Source organism: Streptomyces sp. NPDC014995 (assembly GCF_043080745.1).
Taxonomy (GTDB): Bacteria; Actinomycetota; Actinomycetes; order Streptomycetales; family Streptomycetaceae; genus Streptomyces.
On the sequence record NZ_JBIBVX010000008.1, the window covers coordinates 34,781 to 52,796 of the forward strand.

The 18,016-nt window shown below is 74.1% G+C and carries 15 protein-coding genes; 4 read left to right on the plus strand and 11 right to left on the minus strand.

What is annotated here, in order from left to right:
* Positions 1-19: 19 nt before the first annotated feature.
* Positions 20-445 carry a hypothetical protein gene (locus ACF1A1_RS17620; protein WP_392000771.1) on the minus strand — a complete coding sequence of 142 codons (426 nt, stop codon included), beginning with the start codon at positions 443-445 and terminating at the stop codon, positions 20-22.
* 376 nt (positions 446-821) lie between these two features.
* On the opposite strand from ACF1A1_RS17620, the gene ACF1A1_RS17625 reads away from it, so the two are divergent.
* Positions 822-1,685: a helix-turn-helix domain-containing protein gene (locus ACF1A1_RS17625; protein WP_392000772.1), complete on the plus strand. Its 864-nt coding sequence runs from the start codon at positions 822-824 to the stop codon at positions 1,683-1,685.
* A gap of 173 nt (positions 1,686-1,858) precedes the next feature.
* Positions 1,859-2,677: an SAM-dependent methyltransferase gene (locus tag ACF1A1_RS17630; protein WP_392000773.1), complete on the plus strand. Its 819-nt coding sequence runs from the start codon at positions 1,859-1,861 to the stop codon at positions 2,675-2,677.
* A 233-nt stretch (positions 2,678-2,910) separates the two neighbouring features.
* Here the strand turns inward: ACF1A1_RS17630 and dnaK are convergent, their stop codons facing one another.
* The 6 genes from dnaK to ACF1A1_RS17660 form a co-directional block, all read right to left on the minus strand.
* Positions 2,911-4,818: a molecular chaperone DnaK gene (dnaK, locus tag ACF1A1_RS17635; RefSeq protein ID WP_392000775.1), complete on the minus strand. Its 1,908-nt coding sequence runs from the start codon at positions 4,816-4,818 to the stop codon at positions 2,911-2,913.
* Between the two features lie 688 nt (positions 4,819-5,506).
* A complete protein-coding gene (locus ACF1A1_RS17640) occupies positions 5,507-5,935 on the minus strand; it encodes an OsmC family protein (protein WP_392000777.1) in 429 nt (142 codons plus the stop codon).
* Between the two features lie 155 nt (positions 5,936-6,090).
* Positions 6,091-7,827, minus strand: a complete 1,737-nt coding sequence (locus ACF1A1_RS17645) for a hypothetical protein (protein ID WP_392001125.1) — start codon at positions 7,825-7,827, stop codon at positions 6,091-6,093.
* Between the two features lie 56 nt (positions 7,828-7,883).
* Positions 7,884-8,945, minus strand: coding sequence for an ATP-binding protein (locus tag ACF1A1_RS17650; RefSeq protein ID WP_392000778.1), 1,062 nt, complete (start codon positions 8,943-8,945; stop codon positions 7,884-7,886).
* 129 nt (positions 8,946-9,074) lie between these two features.
* Entirely contained in the window at positions 9,075-11,174 is a 2,100-nt protein-coding gene (locus tag ACF1A1_RS17655) for a phage holin family protein (RefSeq protein ID WP_392000779.1), read from the minus strand.
* A gap of 222 nt (positions 11,175-11,396) precedes the next feature.
* Positions 11,397-11,798 carry a hypothetical protein gene (locus ACF1A1_RS17660; protein WP_392000780.1) on the minus strand — a complete coding sequence of 134 codons (402 nt, stop codon included), beginning with the start codon at positions 11,796-11,798 and terminating at the stop codon, positions 11,397-11,399.
* Between the two features lie 84 nt (positions 11,799-11,882).
* Between ACF1A1_RS17660 and ACF1A1_RS17665 the strand changes: the two genes are divergently transcribed.
* Both ACF1A1_RS17665 and ACF1A1_RS17670 read left to right on the plus strand, forming a co-directional pair.
* Positions 11,883-12,656 carry an MBL fold metallo-hydrolase gene (locus ACF1A1_RS17665; protein ID WP_392000781.1) on the plus strand — a complete coding sequence of 258 codons (774 nt, stop codon included), beginning with the start codon at positions 11,883-11,885 and terminating at the stop codon, positions 12,654-12,656.
* On the plus strand, positions 12,653-13,285 hold the full coding sequence (locus ACF1A1_RS17670; protein ID WP_392000783.1) for a DedA family protein: 633 nt from the start codon (positions 12,653-12,655) through the stop codon (positions 13,283-13,285). The genes ACF1A1_RS17665 and ACF1A1_RS17670 overlap by 4 nt, the downstream gene beginning before the upstream one ends.
* Positions 13,286-13,299: 14 nt before the next feature.
* On the opposite strand, the gene ACF1A1_RS17675 is transcribed toward ACF1A1_RS17670, so the two are convergent.
* From ACF1A1_RS17675 to ACF1A1_RS17690, 4 genes are all read right to left on the minus strand, one after another.
* A complete protein-coding gene (locus tag ACF1A1_RS17675) occupies positions 13,300-14,361 on the minus strand; it encodes an MBL fold metallo-hydrolase (protein ID WP_392000784.1) in 1,062 nt (353 codons plus the stop codon).
* Complete coding sequence (locus ACF1A1_RS17680) at positions 14,358-15,605, minus strand: aminotransferase class I/II-fold pyridoxal phosphate-dependent enzyme (protein WP_392000786.1); 1,248 nt, start codon at positions 15,603-15,605, stop codon at positions 14,358-14,360. The genes ACF1A1_RS17675 and ACF1A1_RS17680 overlap by 4 nt, the downstream gene beginning before the upstream one ends.
* Positions 15,606-15,851: 246 nt before the next feature.
* On the minus strand, positions 15,852-16,955 hold the full coding sequence (locus tag ACF1A1_RS17685; RefSeq protein WP_392000788.1) for a hypothetical protein: 1,104 nt from the start codon (positions 16,953-16,955) through the stop codon (positions 15,852-15,854).
* Positions 16,956-17,156: 201 nt separating this feature from the next.
* Entirely contained in the window at positions 17,157-17,951 is a 795-nt protein-coding gene (locus ACF1A1_RS17690) for an RNA polymerase sigma factor SigF (RefSeq protein ID WP_392000790.1), read from the minus strand.
* Positions 17,952-18,016: the final 65 nt, after the last annotated feature.

An 18,016-nucleotide genomic window follows, 5' to 3' on the forward strand; every position in this document is an offset into this window, starting at 1 on the left:
GCTCGTACCGACGGCCCGGTCAGTCCCGGCAGGCCTTCAGCGCCAGGTGCTGGAGCGCCGCGAACCCGGCCACCGTCACGGCCTGCAGGACCGTCCACACCGCGCCCACCGCGGTCGGCGACAGCCACAGGGCGAGGGCGACGCAACTGACCACCGCCCAGGTGAGATTGGCCTCCACCACCGCCCGCACGGGCAGCGCGGCAGGACGGGCTCGGGAGGAGAGCAGGCCCACGCCGGCCGCGAACACCGCGAGGAAGGCGCCCAGTCCGAGCAGCAGGCCCGGGTCGACGCCGAGGAGGCGGCCGAGCGGGCCGGAGGCGGCGAGGTAGGCGAGACCGTTGGCGCCGGTGACCACGGCGTCCAGGGCGAGGAAACGGCGCAGCGCGGTGTGCGGCTCGGCGGTGCGGGCGAGGGCGGTGAGCGGGGTGGGCTGGGTGGCGGACATGACGAATCACCCTCCGTCGGGGTCGGGATGCGGCCTGGGACGGCGGGTTCCGGGCCGGAGTGCGCCGGCCCGGAACCCGCTGCCTCCACGATCGCGTCCACGGCGGATCGGGTCGATTACCCATGAGGTAATGCCCGGCTCGCGCCCGGCTCCTGCCTGCCCTGCTCGCGCCCGGATCCTGCCTGCCCGGCTCGTGTCCGGCTCCTGCCGGCTCGTGCCCGGCTCCTGCCCGGCGTGGCGCCGCCACGCTTCCGCCGCGCCCCCGCCCACCCTCCACGGCTCCTGCGTGGTGATCACCTCGCCGTCGCCCCTGTGAGACGGCGGCCGGAACATGACACACTGGCCCGCGTGCCTCGACACGTAGGGGAGACGTGGCGTGAGTGAGCGGCGGCCCGCGCCCACGGTGGGCCAGGTGGTACTCGGCAGGCGGCTTCAGGAGCTGCGCGAGGCGGCCGGCCTCGGCCGCGAGGAGGCGGCCCGCGCGCTGCGCGTGGCCCCGGCGACCGTACGGCGCATGGAGACGGCCGAGGTCGCGCTGAAGATTCCCTACGTACAGGTGCTGTTGGAGACGTACGGGGTGTCCGAGGAGGAGACCTCGGCGTTCGTCACGCTCGCCGAGGACGCGAACCGGCCGGGCTGGTGGCAGCGGTTCCACGACGTGCTGCCGGAGTGGTTCAGCCTGTACGTGAGCCTGGAGGGCGCGGCGCGGATGATCCGCTCCTACGAACCGCACTTCGTGCCGGGGCTGTTGCAGACCGAGGCGTACGCGCGGGCCGTACTGGAGGCCGGGACGGTCGGGCAGTCGAGCCCGGAGACGATCGAGGGGCATGTGTCGCTGCGCATGGCCCGACAGCGGCTGCTGGACGGGCCGAACCCGCCCCATCTGTGGGTGGTGATGGACGAGACGGTGCTGCGCCGCCCGGTCAGCGTCGACGCCACGGTGATGTACGACCAGCTCGACAGGCTCCTGGAGTTCGCCGAACGGGACCGGATCACCTTGCAGGTCGCCGAGTTCGCGTCCGGTCCGCATCCGGGGACGTACGCGCCGTTCTCGCTGTTCCGGTTCGCCGAGCCCGAGTTGCCCGACATGGTCGTCACCGAGTACCTGTCCGGCGCCCTGTACCTCGACTCGCGCAAGGAGGTCTCCGCGCATCTGGAGGTCCTCGACCATCTGACGACGCACGCCGCGTCGGCGCAGCGCACCAGGAAGCTCCTGCGGGACATCCGCGCGGCCTTCTGAGCACAGCCCGTCACCTGAACCCGGCACCCCCACGGCTCCACCGCCACGACGCTCCGCGCAGCAGCACTGCACCAGACCACACCAGACCGCACCGCACCGCACCGCACCGGCCGTCACCGCAGGGCCCACGTGACCGCAAGCCCCGTCCGTCACCAACCCGGGAGAAGACCCGCATGACCGGATCCGAGTCCGAAACGCCCGTCCGCATCGACACCAGCAGGCCGCACCCGGCGCGCGTGTACGACTGGTGGCTGGGCGGCAAGGACAACTACCCCGTGGACGAGGAACTGGCCCGCAGGATCCTCGCCGTGGACGGCACGGTGCTGCGCGGGGCGCGCGCCAACCGCCGGTTCATGCAGCGGGCCGTGCGGACCGTCGCCGAGGCCGGGGTACGCCAGTTCCTGGACATCGGCACCGGTATCCCCACCGAGCCCAACCTGCACCAGGTCGCGCAGGCCGTCGCCCCGGAGTCGAGGGTCGTGTACGCGGACAACGACCCGATCGTGCTGCGGCACGCGGAGGCCCTGCTGCACGGCTCACCCGAGGGCTCCACGCAGTACGTGCACGCCGACGTCCGCGACGTCGACGGCCTGCTGAGCCGGGCGGCCGGCTCCCTGGACCTCGGCCGGCCGGTCGCCCTGTCGCTGGTGGCGCTCACCCACTACCTGGGCGAGAACCCGGCCGGCGACGACGTGTACGGGCTGCTGCGGCGGTACGTGTCCGCGCTCGCGCCGGGCAGCTACCTGATCCTGTCCCAGGTCACCCCCGACCTGAACCCCGAGGCCATCGAGCAGGCGGCGAACCACTTCCGGCGGAGCGGCACCCCGTTCCATCCGCGCACGCTGGCCGAGTTCGCCCGGTTCTTCGCGGGGCTGGAGCTGCTGGGCCCGGGCGTGATCCCGGTCTCCGGCTGGCGACCGGATCCGCAGGACGTGGCGCTCCAGGCGGAGGGCATCGTGCCGGTGTACGCGGGGGTCGCGCGCAAACCCTGACGCGGCGCCCGCCCGGTGCGGGTGCCGGTGCGGGGTGACCCGTACGGGCGCGGTGCACGGGTGCGTTCCCGCGCCCGTGCACGGCTCACCGGCTGCGGTACACCGTATGCGTCGCCCGGAACACGGTATGCGCCACACCTCTTACCGCCGACCGGCGACCGCAGACCGCAGACCGCAGACCGCAGACCGCATGCAACGACGTGTGCCCACGACGACGTTCCCGCGGGCTTCCGCTAGGCGCCCTTGGCCTGGTCGTGGTCGTCGTCGACGATCTCGGCGTCGACGACCGTGTCGTCGTCCTGCTGCCGGGCCGAACCGCCACCCGCGCCGCCGCCACCCGCGTCGCCGCCCGCCGTGTCGTCCGTCGGCGGGGTCTGCTGCTGGGCCTGTGCGTACATCGCCTGGCCCATCCGCTGGCTGACGGTGGCGAGTCGGTCGACGCCGGCCCGCAGGGCGCCGGTGTCGGCGTTCTGCTCCAGGAGCGTCTTCAGTTCCGCGATCGCCGACTCGACCTCCGCCTTGGTGTCGGCCGGGACGCGCGAGTCCCCGCCCGCTTCGTCGCGGAGGAACTTCTCGGTCTGGTAGACGAGCTGTTCGGCCTGGTTGCGGGTCTCGGCGGTCTCCCGGCGCTTGCGGTCCTCCTCCGCGTACTGCTCGGCCTCCCGCATCATGCGGTCGATGTCCTCCTTGGGGAGGGCGGAGCCGCCGGTCACCGTCATCTTCTGTTCGCGGCCGGTCGCCAGGTCCTTGGCGGAGACGTGCATGATGCCGTTGGCGTCGATGTCGAAGGCCACCTCGATCTGCGGGACCCCGCGCGGCGCCGGCGGAAGGCCCGTGAGGTCGAAGACGCCGAGCTTCTTGTTGTAGGCAGCGATCTCGCGTTCGCCCTGGTAGACCTGGATGCCGACCGACGGCTGGTTGTCGGTGGCGGTGGTGAAGATCTCCGAACGGCGGGTGGGGATCGTGGTGTTGCGTTCGATGAGCTTCGTCATGATGCCGCCCTTGGTCTCGATGCCCAGGGACAGCGGGGTGACGTCGAGGAGCAGGACGTCCTTGACGTCGCCGCGGATGACGCCCGCCTGCAGGACGGCGCCGACGGCCACCACCTCGTCGGGGTTGACGCCCTTGTGCGGGTCCTTGCCGGTCAGCTCCCGTACCAGGTCCGTCACCGCGGGCATCCGGGTCGAGCCGCCGACGAGGATGACGTGGTCGATCGCGGAGAGTTTGATGTTGGCGTCCTTGACGGCCTGGTGGAAGGGCGTCCGGCAGCGGTCGAGCAGGTCGGCGGTCAGCTCCTGGAACTGGGCGCGCGTCAGTTTCTCGTCGAGGTGCAGGGGGCCTTCGGCGGAGGCGGTGATGTAGGGGAGGTTGATCGTGGTCTCGGAGGAGCTGGACAGTTCGATCTTCGCCCTCTCGGCGCCTTCGCGCAGCCGTTGCAGCGCCATCCTGTCGTTGCTCAGGTCGATGCCGTACTGGCCCTTGAACGTCTTCACCAGGTGTTCGACGATCCGCTGGTCCCAGTCGTCGCCGCCGAGGTGGGTGTCGCCGTTGGTGGCCTTGACCTCGATGACGCCGTCGCCGATCTCCAGCAGCGACACGTCGAAGGTGCCGCCGCCGAGGTCGAAGACGAGGACGGTCTGCTCCTCGCCGCGGTCGAGGCCGTAGGCGAGGGCGGCGGCGGTGGGCTCGTTGATGATCCGCAGCACCTTCAGGCCGGCGATCTCCCCGGCCTCCTTGGTGGCCTGCCGCTGGGCGTCGTCGAAGTAGGCGGGCACGGTGATCACCGCGTCAGTGACGTCCTCGCCGAGGTAGGACTCGGCGTCCCGCTTCAGCTTCTGCAGTACCCGGGCGGACAGCTCCTGGGCGCGGTAGCGGGTGCCGTCCACGTCGCCCTGCTCGGGGAAGCGCCACTGCGCGTCGCCCATGTGGCGCTTGACCGAGCGGGCGGTGCGGTCGACGTTGGTCACGGCCTGCCGTTTGGCGACCTCGCCGACGAGCACCTCGCCGTTCTTGGCGAAGGCCACGACCGAGGGGGTGGTCCTCGCCCCCTCCGCGTTGGCGATGACCGTGGGTTCGCCGCCCTCCAGGACGGCCACCACCGAGTTCGTGGTGCCGAGATCGATGCCGACCGAACGTCCCATCGCTGTCCCCTTCCGCCAGGGAGCCCCGCGCTTCCGGACTTCCAGCACAAAACTTGAGCGGGCTCCTGTCAATGGGGCCGCGGCCCCACTCGGTCGAAGCGCGTGCGCCCCACTCGGTCGAAAGCCGTGCGCCCGACTCGGTCGAGGGCGTACGCGCCCCCACTCACTCCAGGGTCGCGCGCCACGCTCCTCCGTGGCGGCGGTGCGCCCCGCCGGGCGCCCGGCGCACGGGTTCCGCCGGTCGGGAGGACCGGTGCCCCGTCGAAAGCCTGCGATGCGGTTCCCCGCGCGGTTCCACCGCCCGCGGGGGCCTGTCGGTGATCACCACGTCCACGCGCCGGTCGGCCGGAGGCCGCGCCGGGGCGCCCTCCGCAGCCGGCCCGCCGCGATCCCGGAGCGGCGACAGGTCGGTCGGCATCCCGGGGATGTCGGCTCACCAACCCGTTCCGTGTCCGGCTGCTCCCGGCACACCGCCGTCATCCCTCCGAGTCCCTCCCAGTCCCTCCCAGTCCCTCCCAGTCCTCCGTCGCCCCTCCGTCGCCCCTCCGTCGCCCCTCCGTCGTCCCGGGCCGGTCCGGTCGCGTGGGCCGCGGCCCGTCGTACCAGGCCCGGCCGTCTCGCACCGAAAAAGGAGGTGCGGGCCGTCCGTGGTGGACGGCCCGCACCTCCGGGCGGATCTCGTGCCGGGTCAGGCGAGCTTCGCCGACAGCGTGATCGGTACGGCCTTCAGGGCCTGGCTGACGGGGCAGTTGACCTTGGCCTCCTCGGCGGCGGCGACGAACGCGTCGTGGTCGAGGCCGGGTACGGTGCCCTCCACGGTCAGGTGGATGCCGGTGATGCCCTCACCCGGCTGGAAGGTGACGTCGGCCGAGGTGACGAGCTTGGTGGGCGGGGTGCCGGCACCGGCGAGGGCGTGCGAGAAGGCCATCGAGAAGCAGCTGGAGTGGGCGGCCGCGATCAGCTCCTCGGGGCTGGTCCTGCCGTTCGCCTCCTGGGTGCGGGCGGCCCACGTCACGGGCTGCTGGTCGATGGCACCGGAGGTGTCGAAGGTGACGACGCCGTTGCCCTCGAGCAGGCTGCCTTCCCAGACGGTGTGTGCGGAGCGCGTGGTGGCCACGACGATTCCTTTCCGAGTACTGACTGATACGGCGGGGGGCGGTCCCGTTGCCGGGTGCCTGCTCCCCATCCGATCACACCTGGACCCCCCGCACCCAGCGGACGGGGCAACGACGGGGAACGCGTCGGCGACGTCCTGGCTGCGCCCGGCCGTTCTCACCGCACCCGGAAGACCGGCCCCCGCGGCGTGAACGGCAGCTGACGGCCCTGGGGGACCAGGTACGCGTGCTCCCGCCGTATCCGCAGGGTGTCGCACCAGCCGTCGGTGATGACGAGGACCGGCGCGCCGGGCGGGAAGTCGTCGGCGCGGTGCAGGAGGTCGATGCCGGGCTGCAGGACCGTGCCGCCGCGGCCGTGGACGCGGACCCGGCCGGCGATCTCGGTGGGAGGGAGGTAGCCCGCGTCGTGCGGGGCCGCGTCGCAGAAGACGACCCGGGCGGCCGGTACGTCGCGGGCCTCGGCGTAGGAGGCGATCGCGCCGAGCGCCTTGCCGAGGAGGGTGCGGTCCATGGAGCCGGAGGTGTCCAGGACGACGCCGAAGGTGCAGCGGGCGATCTCCTCGGGCGGGAAGCCGCGGCCCGCGCGCGGGATGTCGGGGGTGGACGCCTGGCGGCGGGAGGGGCGGGCGTAGGAGCGCAGCGGTTCGGGGCGGGGGACGAACTCGTCGAACCAGCGGGCCAGTCGGGCGTCCCACGGCAGGGGCGGGTGGTCGAGGGCGCGGATCTCCTCGACGAGGCCGCCGGGCAGGAAGCCGCGTTCCTGCCGCTGGTGCAGGTCCAGGCCCTGGGCGAGGCCGCGCCGGTAGAAGCCGTCGAGGTCGACGTGGTCGCCGGGCGGGCCGAGCGGGGCGCCGAGGACGTCGCCGGTGCCCTTGCCGCGCAGGGTGGACAGGCGGCGCATCCGGCGCAGGTCGCCGGCGATGCGGTCGTAGACCTCCTCGGCGGACAGGCCCGCGAGCTCCCGGTCGTACAGCAGGCCCTCGGGCATGGTGCCGACCTGCATCTCGCGCAGCCAGCCGTTGATGACGTAGTCGCAGGCGACGTTGAAGAGGTAGGGGTCGCGGGTGCCGCAGCGGTCGCCGTGGCGCAGGGCGGCGTGCAGCATCTCGTGGGCGAGGACGAACCGCCATTCCTCGTCGTCCAGCTGGCGCAGCGGGTTGAGGTAGATCTCGCCCGCCTCCGGGTTCACGGCGGCGATCTGGATGGCGTGCGCGCGGGCGATCTCGGCGTCGGCGACGAGCTTGATGCCTGCCGCGATGCCGCCCAGCAGCGGGTACGAGGAGATGAACCAGCTCAGCGCCTTCTCCCAGGGGCGCCGGCCGGGCGTCTCGCCGTCGAGGGTGTCGCGGCGGCCGCCCGCCATGTCCATCGCGGCGGACACGGTGCGGGTGAGGGCGGTGGCGAAGGCCAGCTGCCAGTCGGGGAGTTGCCCGCCGAACCAGCTCTCCCACGGCACGAGCAGCTGGTCGGGTTCCCGGCCCGCCGTGCCGCAGTGCTCGTAGGCGGCCGGCAGGCCGGTGCGCCGCCAGCGGTCGGCGAGCTGCTCCTCGTCGCCGTCGGGATAGGTCGGCGGCAGCCGGTCCGGGGCGCTGCCGACGGGGAAGGTCAGCAGGAAGCGGTTGACGACCGCGCAGCGCGCGGCGAGCTCGTACCGGTCGGGCTGGGTCCGGACGCCCTTGGCGGCGGGGACGTGGCCGAACCCGAGGTGGAGGGCGGCGTGGGCGAGCGACCAGGCCCAGCGGGCGGGGTCGGCTAGCCGGGCCGGATGCGCGTGCACCATGCCGTCGGAGTGGACGGTGAGGAGGCCGTCGCGGGGCGCGAGGGTGCAGTCCTCGTGCCGGCAGACGTCGAAGTCGACGGCGGCCAGCGCCGGGTTGGCGCGTACCAGCCGCATGCCTTCGGCGAACGCCTCCCCGGCCAGGTCCCGCTTCTTCCTGCCGCGGCCGCGGCTCACCGGCGCGCCTCCACCAGGCGGGGCATGTCGCGGGCCGCCTCGACCAGGAACCAGGCGGGCAGGACGGGGTTGCCGTCGGCGTCGGAGGCGATGACGGTCTGGGCGACCTCGACGGAGATCTCGGCGAGCTGCACGAGCAGCGACTTGGCGCGGTACGCGGTCTGCCGGCCGTTCGCCGACATGTGCTCCTTGACGGCGGGCAGTTCCTTGACGAGGCGCCCGCGGAAGGACTCGGCGAGGTAGTAGAGCAGGTCGCGGTCCTCGACGCGGTGCGGCCAGGGGGCGTCGCCCTTGAGGACGGCCTCGATGCCGTACCGGCTGCGCACGATCTTGACGTAGCCGCAGAAGGCGGTGGCGTGCGCGGGGGTGAGCGTGCCGTGTGCGAGGACCTTCAGGGTGTCCTCGTCGAGGTCGCGGCCGAAGGAGTGCAGGGCGTCGGAGAGCATGTGCCAGGAGCGGGGCGTGGAGAACGGTTCCTCGGTCTTGGGCGGCTTGGACCACAGGTGGTCGGGGCGGTCGGTGAGGTGGTCCAGGATCCAGGGGTGGATGCCGTTGTTCGCCGCCCAGGTCAGCCAGTCCCTGGCGGAGGCCTCCAGGTGGACGTGGGTGAGGCGGTTGACGAGCGCGGAGGCGATGGGGCGGGCGAGGGCGTTGTCGGTGGCCCGGTTGCCGGCGCCGATGACGATGGAGCCCTCGGGGAGTTCGTAGGTGCCGATCCGGCGGTCGAGGATGAGGGAGTAGAAGGCCTTCTGCACGTCCGGGGTGGCCGCGTTGAGTTCGTCCAGGAACAGGCAGTACGGCTCGTCGCGGGCGATCGCCTCCGGCGGGCAGAACACCGACCGTCCGTCGCGGATCTGCGGCACGCCGATGAGGTCCTCGGGGGCGAGCTGGGTTCCGAGCAGGCTCACGCACTCCAGGCCCAGGGATGCGGCGAAGTCCCGTACCAGGGAGGACTTTCCGATGCCGGGGGCGCCCCAGAGGAACACCGGCCGCACGGTGGCGAGGCCGAGCAGCAGTTCGGGAATGCGGGCGGGGGTGACCATGACGGCTGCCTGCAACGCAGCGGCTCCTTGCGGGTGTTCGGTGGGAGGGGCGCACGCGGTCGCCGCGGCGCCGGGACGCCGCGGTCGGGGCGCGGCACCGGTACGGACAGTGTGGGCGTACGGATCCGTGGGCGCAGCCGAATTTCAGGCGGCGCGCTCCTCCTGTGCCGTCTCCAGCGGCACCTGGGGTCCGCGGGACTCGCGCAGCCAGCGGCGCAGGACGCGGTGGACGTGTTCGGCGCCGGTCAGGTCCTCGCCGTCGGCGACGGGCGCGGACAGGGCGAGCGGGGACAGCAGGAACGGTTCGGCCTGGGCGCCGCCGAGGCCGCCGTGGGAGCCGATCTGCTCCTCGAAGGCGAGGACCTCTCCGTCGGCGGGGTCGTGGAAGGAGTTGACCATGATGTCGGCGGTGTGCGGGAAGGAGTGGGTGCGGCGGACCACCTCGGCCGCTGCCGGGCCGAGTCCGGCGAGCGGTCCCGGCTCCTCGTCGAGCCGGTCGACGGGGATCTGGGTGCCGTACGGGCCGAGCACCACCCCGCCGTGTTCCTCGCTGCGGACGAGGAGGAAGCCGATGCCGGGATGGTTGGCGAGGGTGGACAGCAGGGCGGGGTGGCGGGCGTCGATCTCCTCCTTGCTCATCCGGTGCGGCACGTCGGGGAAGGAGATCAGGCCGAGGTTGCCGGAGGCGAGCACGATCGGCTCGGAGCGGCGGGAGGGTCGGTGCTGCTCGCCGCCCTCCTCGACGGGGCGGCGCAGTGCCGCCCGGACGGCCGCGCGGGCCTCGGCGCCGCTGTGGGTGCGCTCGGCGCGGCGTGGCACGGGCAGCCCGCAGCCGGCTCGTACCAGGTCGCCGAGGGTGAGCCCGTAACGGGCGCGGAAGGTTTCGCCGGGGCTCTGGCCGTGGTCGGACAGGACGACGACCCGGTACGGCCGGGGGGCGTGCTCGGCGACGTTCTCGATGAGCGCGAGGGCCCGGTCGAGGCGGGCGAGGACCTGCTCGGCGTCGTGGCTGAGCGGACCGGAGTGGTGGGCGACCTCGTCGTAGGCGACGAGGTCGGCGTAGACGGCGGTGCGGCCGGCGAGCATGTCGCCCATCACCGCGGCGACGACGACGTCGCGTTCGACGACGGTGGCGAAGGCGCGGATGAAGGGGTAGAGGCCGCCCCGGGCGACGCGCGGGCGCTGCTTGCGCAGGCGGGCGCGGGTGGACTGGCCGATCTCGCGGGCGACCTCCGCGACGAACGACAGGGCGGTGCGGACGGCGTTGGCCGGGTCGGAGAAGTATGCGAAGTAGCCGGCGCGGGAGCGGGTTTCGGGGCCGCGCCGCCGGGTGGCGATGGACAGCACGAGGGCCTGTTCGTCGGCGCCGCCGCCGAAGAGGTTGCCGCGGCTGGCGCCGTCGGCGCGGAGCAGTCCGCCGTCTCCGGTGCGTTCGACGGCGCGGCGCTGGAGTTCGGCGGCGCTGGTGGGGCGGTTGCAGACCATCACCTCCCGGCTGTCCTTCTCGTACCAGCGGAAGGCGGGGACGTCGTAGTTGCTGCCGTGCAGGATGCCGAGCTGGCTGGCGCCGGTCTGGCTGGACCAGTCGGTGCGCCAGGGGGTGAGGCGGTGGGTGGGGTGGGGGTGCCGCCGGTCCGGTGCGGGGCCGTGGCCCAGCCAGCGGGCGATCGTCGGCATGAGTCCCTTGCCGACGGCGGCGACGAGGACGTCGTGGCCGACGCCGTCGAACTGGAGGAAGACGGTGCCGGGGGTGGCGGGGCAGGCGGGCCCGGCCCGGCGGCGGCGGTCGGCGAGGCGGTACAGGCGGCGCCGGTAGGCGTCGTCGTCGCGCACGACGAGGGCGGCGCCCGTCGCGGAGGCGACCGCGGACATCACGGCGGCGACGATGACGGCGGTCTCGGGGGCCGCCTCGCTCTGCCCGGAGGGGTTCAGCCGCAGGGCGAGCAGGAACAGCGAGCCGTTGAGGAAGAACACCAGCAGGCCGAGGACGAGCGCCGGTACGAGCAGCAGCAGGCGGACCAGGAGGGGCCAGACGAGGGCGGACAGCAGGCCGAACACGCCGGCGCCGACGGCCGCGGTGACGGCGATGGTGGTGGCGCTGTCGCCGTCGGGCGACTGGAGCCGGAAGTCGGGCAGCAGGCCCGCCAGTACGAGCATCGTGACCGTGGACACGCCCCACACCGCGACGCTCCGCCCGGTCTGACTGACGGCCCGCCGCCAACGCCCTGCACGCACGCCCCGCACACCTCACGATCCGGCCCCGTCGCCCGTGGGGGCCGCCTCCACCCTGTCATACCGCGCCGACGGTCACTCCGGGGTCTTCCGCCTTCCCGGACCGGGGCATCCGCCGTCATCTGGCGTCGCCACCGGGGCCGGTGTTCGTCTGCCGACGTCACCAGGGCCGGTGTCCGCCTTCCGACGTCACCGGGGCCGGTGTCCGCCTGCCGTCGCCACCGGGGCCGGTGTTCATCTGCCGTCGTAGCCGGCCGTCGGCATCGACAGGCGTCGGTGTACGCGGGCCTTCATCTGCGCGTCGTAGGCGGGTTCGGCGAAGCCCACCGTCTCGACGCGCACCCCGCGCCGCGCGCACTCCGCCGTGAACTCCTCGACGCAGGACAGCGCGCTCTCCAGCACCCGCCGGCTGGGCGCGACGAACAGGTCGACGCCGGGTCTGACGCCGTCCCACAGCACGTCGTGGTCGGCGCGCAGTCCGCGCACGAGCAGTTCGCGGCTGACGACGTAGCCGCGTTCCGCGGCCCAGCGCGCGCACATCGCGTGCTGGCTGCGGGAGTCCACCAGGAAGGGATCGGCGTCCAGTTCTTCCAGCGGCGTCAGACTCGCGATCGCCGTGACCCTCACCGGTCCCATGGCGTCCCCCTCACCTCCGGGTTTCGCCGCCGACCCTACTCCTGCCCGTAGGCTTCGGGGGAGTCGCGCGAAGGAGGCAAAGAGGTGCCGGTGGAGGTCACCTGGTGGGGTCACGCCACCTGCACGGTCGAGGATTCGGACGTCCGTGTCCTCACCGATCCCCTGTTCGCCCGCAGGCTCGCGCATCTGCGCCGCCGCCGGGGCGCGCTGCCCCCGCCCGGCGCCCGGCGCGCGGACGTGGCGCTCGTGTCGCACCTGCACGCCGATCATCTGCACCTGCCCTCGCTGGCGCGCCTCGCGCCGGGCACGCGCCTGCTGGTGCCCCGCAGCGCGCCGCGCGCCGTGCCGGGGCTGCGCCGCCTCACCCACCTGCGGCTGACCGAGATGGAGCCCGGCGACGAGACCGGCGTCGGCGGCGTGCGGATACGGGCCGTGCCCGCGCGGCACGACGGGCGGCGGCTGCCGTTCGGGCCGCAGCGCTCCCCCGCGCTCGGGTACGTCGTCGAGGGCGAGGCGCGGACGTACTTCGCCGGGGACACCGGCCTGTTCGAGGACATGGCCAAGGAGGTCGGGCCGGTCGACGTGGCGTTGCTGCCGGTGGGCGGCTGGGGGCCGTACCTCGGTGAGGGGCACCTGGACGCGGGGCGGGCGGTGGAGGCGCTGGTCCGGCTGGCGCCGCGCAGCGCGGTGCCGGTGCACTACGGCACGTACTGGCCGATCGGGATGGACGCCGTGCGCCCCCATGAATTCCACGCGCCGGGCGAGGAGTTCGTGCGCCTGGCGGCCGAGCGGGCGCCGGAGGTGGCGGTGCACCGGCTGGGGCACGGGGAGAGCGTGCTCCTGGGGGCCGCGCGGTGACGCCGCTGTCCGCGACGGTCACGACGGTGCTGCTGCCGACGGAGTCCACGCAGCAGGCGATCGGCTATCCGTCGCTGTTCCTGCTGGTGCTGATCGGGGCGCTGGTGCCGGTGGTGCCGACCGGGGCGCTGGTGAGTTCGGCGGCGGTGGTCGCCTTCCACCAGACGGCGCCGTTCGCGCTGGTGCTGGTGTTCGTGACGGCGTCGCTGGCGGCGTTCCTCGGGGATGTGGCGCTGTACTGGCTGGGGCGGCGCGGCATGCGGTCGAGGAACGGCTCGCGCTGGCTGGAGGCGATCCGGTCGCGGGCGCCGGAGGAGCGGCTGGCGCAGGCGCAGGCGAAGCTCGCCGGTCACGGCACGGCGGTGCTGGTGCTGTCCCGGCTGGTGCCGGCGGGCCGGATACCGGTGATGCTGGCGTGCCTGATGGCGAAGTGGCCGATGCGCCGCTTCGCGCGGGGCAACCTGCCGGCCTGTCTGGCCTGGGCGGTGACCTACCAGCTGATCGGGATCCTGGGCGGCTCGCTGTTCCCCGAGCCGTGGGAGGGCGTGGTCGCCGCGGTCGCGCTGACCTTGGTGATCAGCGCGGCCCCGAGCGTGTGGCGTCGGGTGCGCGGGGCCGGGGCCGCCTGACCCGGGTGCGTCGTCTACTCCAGGATCCGTGAGCCTCCCACCGGCAGGTCCCACAGGTCCTCGCGGTCGCGTCCCGCCTGCTCCCAGGCGGCCCGTACCCGGGTGAGCGGTTCGAGGACGGGCTCGGCGGACAGGACGAAGGTGCCCCAGTGCATGGGCGCCATGCGGCGCGCCCCCAGGTCCTGGGCCGCCCGCACCGCCTCCTCCGGGTCGCAGTGGACGTCGCTGAGCCACCAGCGGGGGTCGTAGGCGCCGATGGGCAGCAGGGCCAGGTCGATCCCCGGGTAGCGCTGTCCGATGCGGGCGAACCAGTGGCCGTAGCCCGTGTCGCCCGCGAAGTACACGCGCTGCCCGTCGGGGTCGGTGAGCACCCAGCCGCCCCACAGGGTGCGGCAGGTGTCGGTGAGGCTGCGCTTGGACCAGTGGTGGGCGGGCACGAAGTCGAAGCGCACGCCGGAGAGTTCGGCCGCCTCCCACCAGTCGAGTTCGGTGACGCGGGTGAAGCGGCGGCGCTGGAACCAGCGGCCGAGCCCGGCCGGCACGAACACGGGCGTGTCGCGCGGGAGCCTGCGCAGTGTGGGGGCGTCCAGGTGGTCGTAGTGGTTGTGGCTGATGACGACCGCGTCGACGGGCGGCAGCGCCTCCCAGGGGACGCCGACGGGGGTGATGCGGGCCGGGGTGCCGAGGATGCGGCGGGACCAGACCGGGTCGGTCAGGACGGTCAGGCCGCCGACGCGCACCACCCAACTGGCGTGTCCGGCCCAGGTGACGGCGACGGTGCGGGCGTCCACCGCGGGCAGCGGGCCGGGTTCGACGGGCAGCCGCGCGATGTCGGCGAGGCCCTCCTTGCCGGGCCGTACGGAGCCCTCGCGGGCGAAGCGGGCCATGGACTTCAGGCCGGGCAGCGGAGCGGTCAACCGGTCGTGGAAGGTGCGCGGCCACACCCGCCGCTCCCCCAGCGGGCGGGGCGCGGCGAGCGGCGGTACGGGGGACGCCAGGGGGGACACGGCCGCCGCGGCGCCGCTCTCCCGCACGGGCGCACTGGTGGTGGTGGTCGACTCGGACTGCTGCGTCATCGAGGAGGCTCCCATCGCTGAGCGTCGTCACGGAGATCGTCGAGGACCGACCTCAGAAGGATCAACGCGCGTTGCACGTGTGGCAGTTCCAACGGAGTGGGTGACGTGAGGCATTCCGTGCGCTGTGCGTCCGTGCCGCCCAGCAGGGTGCCGGTGGACAGGCGGACGCGCAGCGCCCCGAGGTCGTCGCCGAAGCGGTGGCCGCCCGGCGCGGGCATGCCGAGCCGGGCGGTGAGGAGGTCCTCCAGGTCCTGCGCGTCGCCGACGCCCTGCGCGGACAGCTCGGTGCGCAGCGGTGCGAGGTCCACGTACAGGTGGCGGCCGGCCCGCGGCGGCCGGGCGAGGGCGCCCGCGGCCTCCACGGCGGCGTGCGCGGCGGCGGCCACGCGCGCGTGCAGGTGTACGGCGGCCCGCACGCGTGCGGTGACGTGCCCGGGTTCGGTCAGGGCGTGGGCGGCGGCCGTGGCGACCGGCGCGGCGACGCGGGCGTCGAGGGCGGTGAGGACGTCGAGCACGCGCGCGTGGAGGTCGTCCCCGGCCGCCGAGGCGGGGAAGCGGGCGACGGCGGCCGGCCAGCCCGCGGGCAGCAGCGCGCCCGCGAGGTCGCTGACGACGGTGACCCGCTCGGGCAGCATCTCGGCGGGGCTGACCAGCACGGTGTCGTGCGGGTCGTGCAGGGTGTCGCGCCACGTCTCGTCGCTCACCAGGTGCAGGCCCTCGTCGGCGGCGGCCTCCACGGCCTCGTGCAGCGCCTCCGGCGGGGCGACGGTGGCGGTGGGGTCGTCGGCGACGGACAGCACCAGCAGCCGCGGGTCCCCGCCCTCGGCGCGGACCCGGCGCACGGTCTCCAGCAGGGCGTACGGGTCGGGGACGCCGCCGCACTCGGCGGGCGTCGCCACGTGGAAGACGGGTTTTCCCAACAGGCGTGCGTACGGCGCCCACCAGGCCGCGCAGGGCCTCGGCACCAGGACGTCGCCGCCGAGGGCGGCGGTCAGCGCGAGCAGCAGGGCGGGGGCGCCGGGGCCGGCCACGACCCGCTCGGGCCCGCTGGGCGTGCCGCGCCGCTCCCAGTAGCCGCAGGCGGCCTCCCGGAGGGCGGGGCCGCCGCCGACCGGTTCGCCGTCGGCGCGGGTGGCCGCCGCGGCGAGCACCTCGGCGAGGCCGGGCAGTACGGGCAGTCCGTCCGGGGGGAGCGGCGGCCCGTAGCGGACGGGCCCGTGCCCTTCCGGTTCCGTCCGCCGCATGAGGTCCTCCGCGCAGTCCGTCCCTGGTGCCCTGTGCCGCCGGCCGGTGGGTGCGCCGCCCCGGTGCGCCGGGGCTGTCCGCTCCCCCGCGTGCCGGGTGGTGCCTGACGACTCGTACAGGGTCGTACGGGGCCGTACGGGGCCGGGTGTGCTCTCGGGCTCTGAGTACCCCGCGTGGCGTCCTCCCATGGGCGTCGGGCCGGGTTGCGCCGATCACAGCGCGGGCGGCGCCGGCGCGCGAGCCGGTCAGGCGTTCCCCGCGGGGTCGCGGCGGCACAGCCGGTGCACGGCGGCGCCGAGCGCGCCCGCGATCAGCAGGGCGCCGGCGACGAGGGCGGGCACGGAGTCGCCGAACGCGCCGCCGTCACCGGCGCGGACGCCGTGCTGGACGGGGGCGGTGGTGCAGGAACGGTCGCTGTGGCCCTGCGGGCAGGGCTTCTCCGTGGCGCAGGACGCGCCGCCGTGGCCCGGCGGGCAGGGCTTGTCGGTGGCACAGGACTCCTCATGGCCCTCCACGCACGTCTTGCCGCCGTCGCAGCCGGCGCCGTGAGGGGGCGTGCACGCCGGCTCGGTGTCACAGCCGGCGCCGTGCGACGGGGTGCACGCCCCCTCCGTCTCACAGCCCCCGCCGTCCGACGGCATGCACGCCGCCTCGCCGGTGCCGTCACCGTTGCCGTGGACGTCGCTGTCGCCGTGGACGTTGCCGCTGCTGTCGCTGTCGACATTGCCGTCACCACCGATGCCGCCGTCACCACCACCAATGCCTTCACCACCGACGTCGCCTTCACCACCGATGCCACCGATGCCACCGACGCCGCCGTCACCGCCGACGCCGCCGTCACCGACACCACCGATGCCGTCGACGCCACCGACACTGCCGTCACCACCGGCATTGCCGTCACCCCCGACGTTGCCGTCGCCGTCCCCTTCCGCGTCGGCGACGTCGAAGTTCGCGGTCCACGGCGCGCCCTTCGCGCCCGGCGGTGCCGGGCAGGTGCCGTCGACGGTCCAGGCGGAGTCCGTGCCCTTCGCCTCCCGCGGCACGTCGAGGTTCCCGGCGGGGGCGACACGGGCGGTGCCCCGGTAGGCGGGGGCGGACAGTTCGTCGTTGCCCGGCTCCAGGCTCAGCCGGACGGTGCGGTCGGCGAACGCCGGTGAGGTGGCGTCCATCGTCTTGGGGGCGGGGGCGCCCAGGGGGTCGCACGTGACGGAGACGGTGACGTCGGCGTCCGGGGCGGCCGTGGCCGGGCCGATCTCCGCCGCCGGGTCCGCGAACGCGGCCGGGGCGGCACCGGCCAGCACGGCACCGGCCAGGGCGGCGGCGGACAGGACACGGGCGGTGCGGCGCATGGGGCGGCTCCTTCGGCCGACGGCTGCGGGGCACGACGTCCGTGTCCCACTGCCATGACAGCCCGCGTCGTCCCGGACCGCGCGTGGCCACCCGCCATTGGCGGGAAAGGCGCCCGCCAACCGGGTGACTTCGTCACGAGGGGCGGGAGAAAACCATGCCCGCACTCACGCCCGCACCCGCGCGCCGCACTCGCGTGACGGCTATGCGGCGTCCTTCAGCACCTGTTCCCGCAGCCGGTCACAGCACCGGCTGATCAGCCGGGACACGTGCATCTGCGAGATCCCCAGCTGCTCGGCGATCCGACTCTGCGTCATGTCCCCGAAGAACCGCATGTACAGGATCGCCCGCTCCCGTTCCGGCAGAGCGGCGAGCCGCGGCCTCACGGCCTCCCGGTCGACCACCGTGTCGAGGGCGGGATCGGGCGCGCCCAGCGCGTCGCTGAGCGAGTATCCGTCCTCGCTGCCCGGCATCTCCGCGTCCAGGGACAGCGCGGTGAAACTCTCCAGCGCCTCCAGACCTTCCCGCACCTCCTCCTCGCTCAGCTGCGCGCACTCGGCGATCTCGGCGACGGTGGGGCGGCGTCCGGAGACGGTCTGGGACAGGTCCTGGCAGGCGAAGCGGACCCGGTTGCGCAGGTCCTGGACACGGCGCGGCACGTGCAGCGTCCACATGTGGTCGCGGAAGTGCCGCTTGATCTCGCCGGTGACGGTGGGGACGGCGTAGCTCTCGAAGGCGTGGCCGCGTGCGGGGTCGTAGCGGTCGACGGCCTTGACCAGGCCGAGGGCGGCGACCTGGCGGAGGTCCTCGTAACTTTCGCCGCGGCTGCGGAAGCGGCCGGCGAGGCGGTCGGCCATGGGCAGCCAGGCTTCGACGATCTGGGCGCGGAGCGTGTCACGCCGGGGGCCCGGCGGCAGGGTGGCGAGGCTGCGGAAGGCCTGTGCGGTGTCGGGGGCGTCGTCGTGCGGGTGGTGCTTCGCGCTCGCTCGGTTTTGCATGGTGCGTAGCAACTCCCTTGGAAGTGCTCTGTGTTGGCCGGTCAGCGTGGGGAGCGCGCGGCAGC

Coding starts and splice junctions, on each gene's coding strand:
- dnaK (WP_392000775.1), bottom strand. CDS start 4,818: ATGGGACGTTCGGTCGGCATCGATCTCGGCACCACGAACTCGGTGGTG.
- ACF1A1_RS17620 (WP_392000771.1), bottom strand. CDS start 445: ATGTCCGCCACCCAGCCCACCCCGCTCACCGCCCTCGCCCGCACCGCC.
- ACF1A1_RS17660 (WP_392000780.1), bottom strand. CDS start 11,798: ATGGGACCGGTGAGGGTCACGGCGATCGCGAGTCTGACGCCGCTGGAA.
- ACF1A1_RS17630 (WP_392000773.1), top strand. CDS start 1,859: ATGACCGGATCCGAGTCCGAAACGCCCGTCCGCATCGACACCAGCAGG.
- ACF1A1_RS17645 (WP_392001125.1), bottom strand. CDS start 7,827: ATGCGGCTGGTACGCGCCAACCCGGCGCTGGCCGCCGTCGACTTCGAC.
- ACF1A1_RS17680 (WP_392000786.1), bottom strand. CDS start 15,605: ATGCGGCGGACGGAACCGGAAGGGCACGGGCCCGTCCGCTACGGGCCG.
- ACF1A1_RS17685 (WP_392000788.1), bottom strand. CDS start 16,955: ATGCGCCGCACCGCCCGTGTCCTGTCCGCCGCCGCCCTGGCCGGTGCC.
- ACF1A1_RS17675 (WP_392000784.1), bottom strand. CDS start 14,361: ATGACGCAGCAGTCCGAGTCGACCACCACCACCAGTGCGCCCGTGCGG.
- ACF1A1_RS17690 (WP_392000790.1), bottom strand. CDS start 17,951: ATGCAAAACCGAGCGAGCGCGAAGCACCACCCGCACGACGACGCCCCC.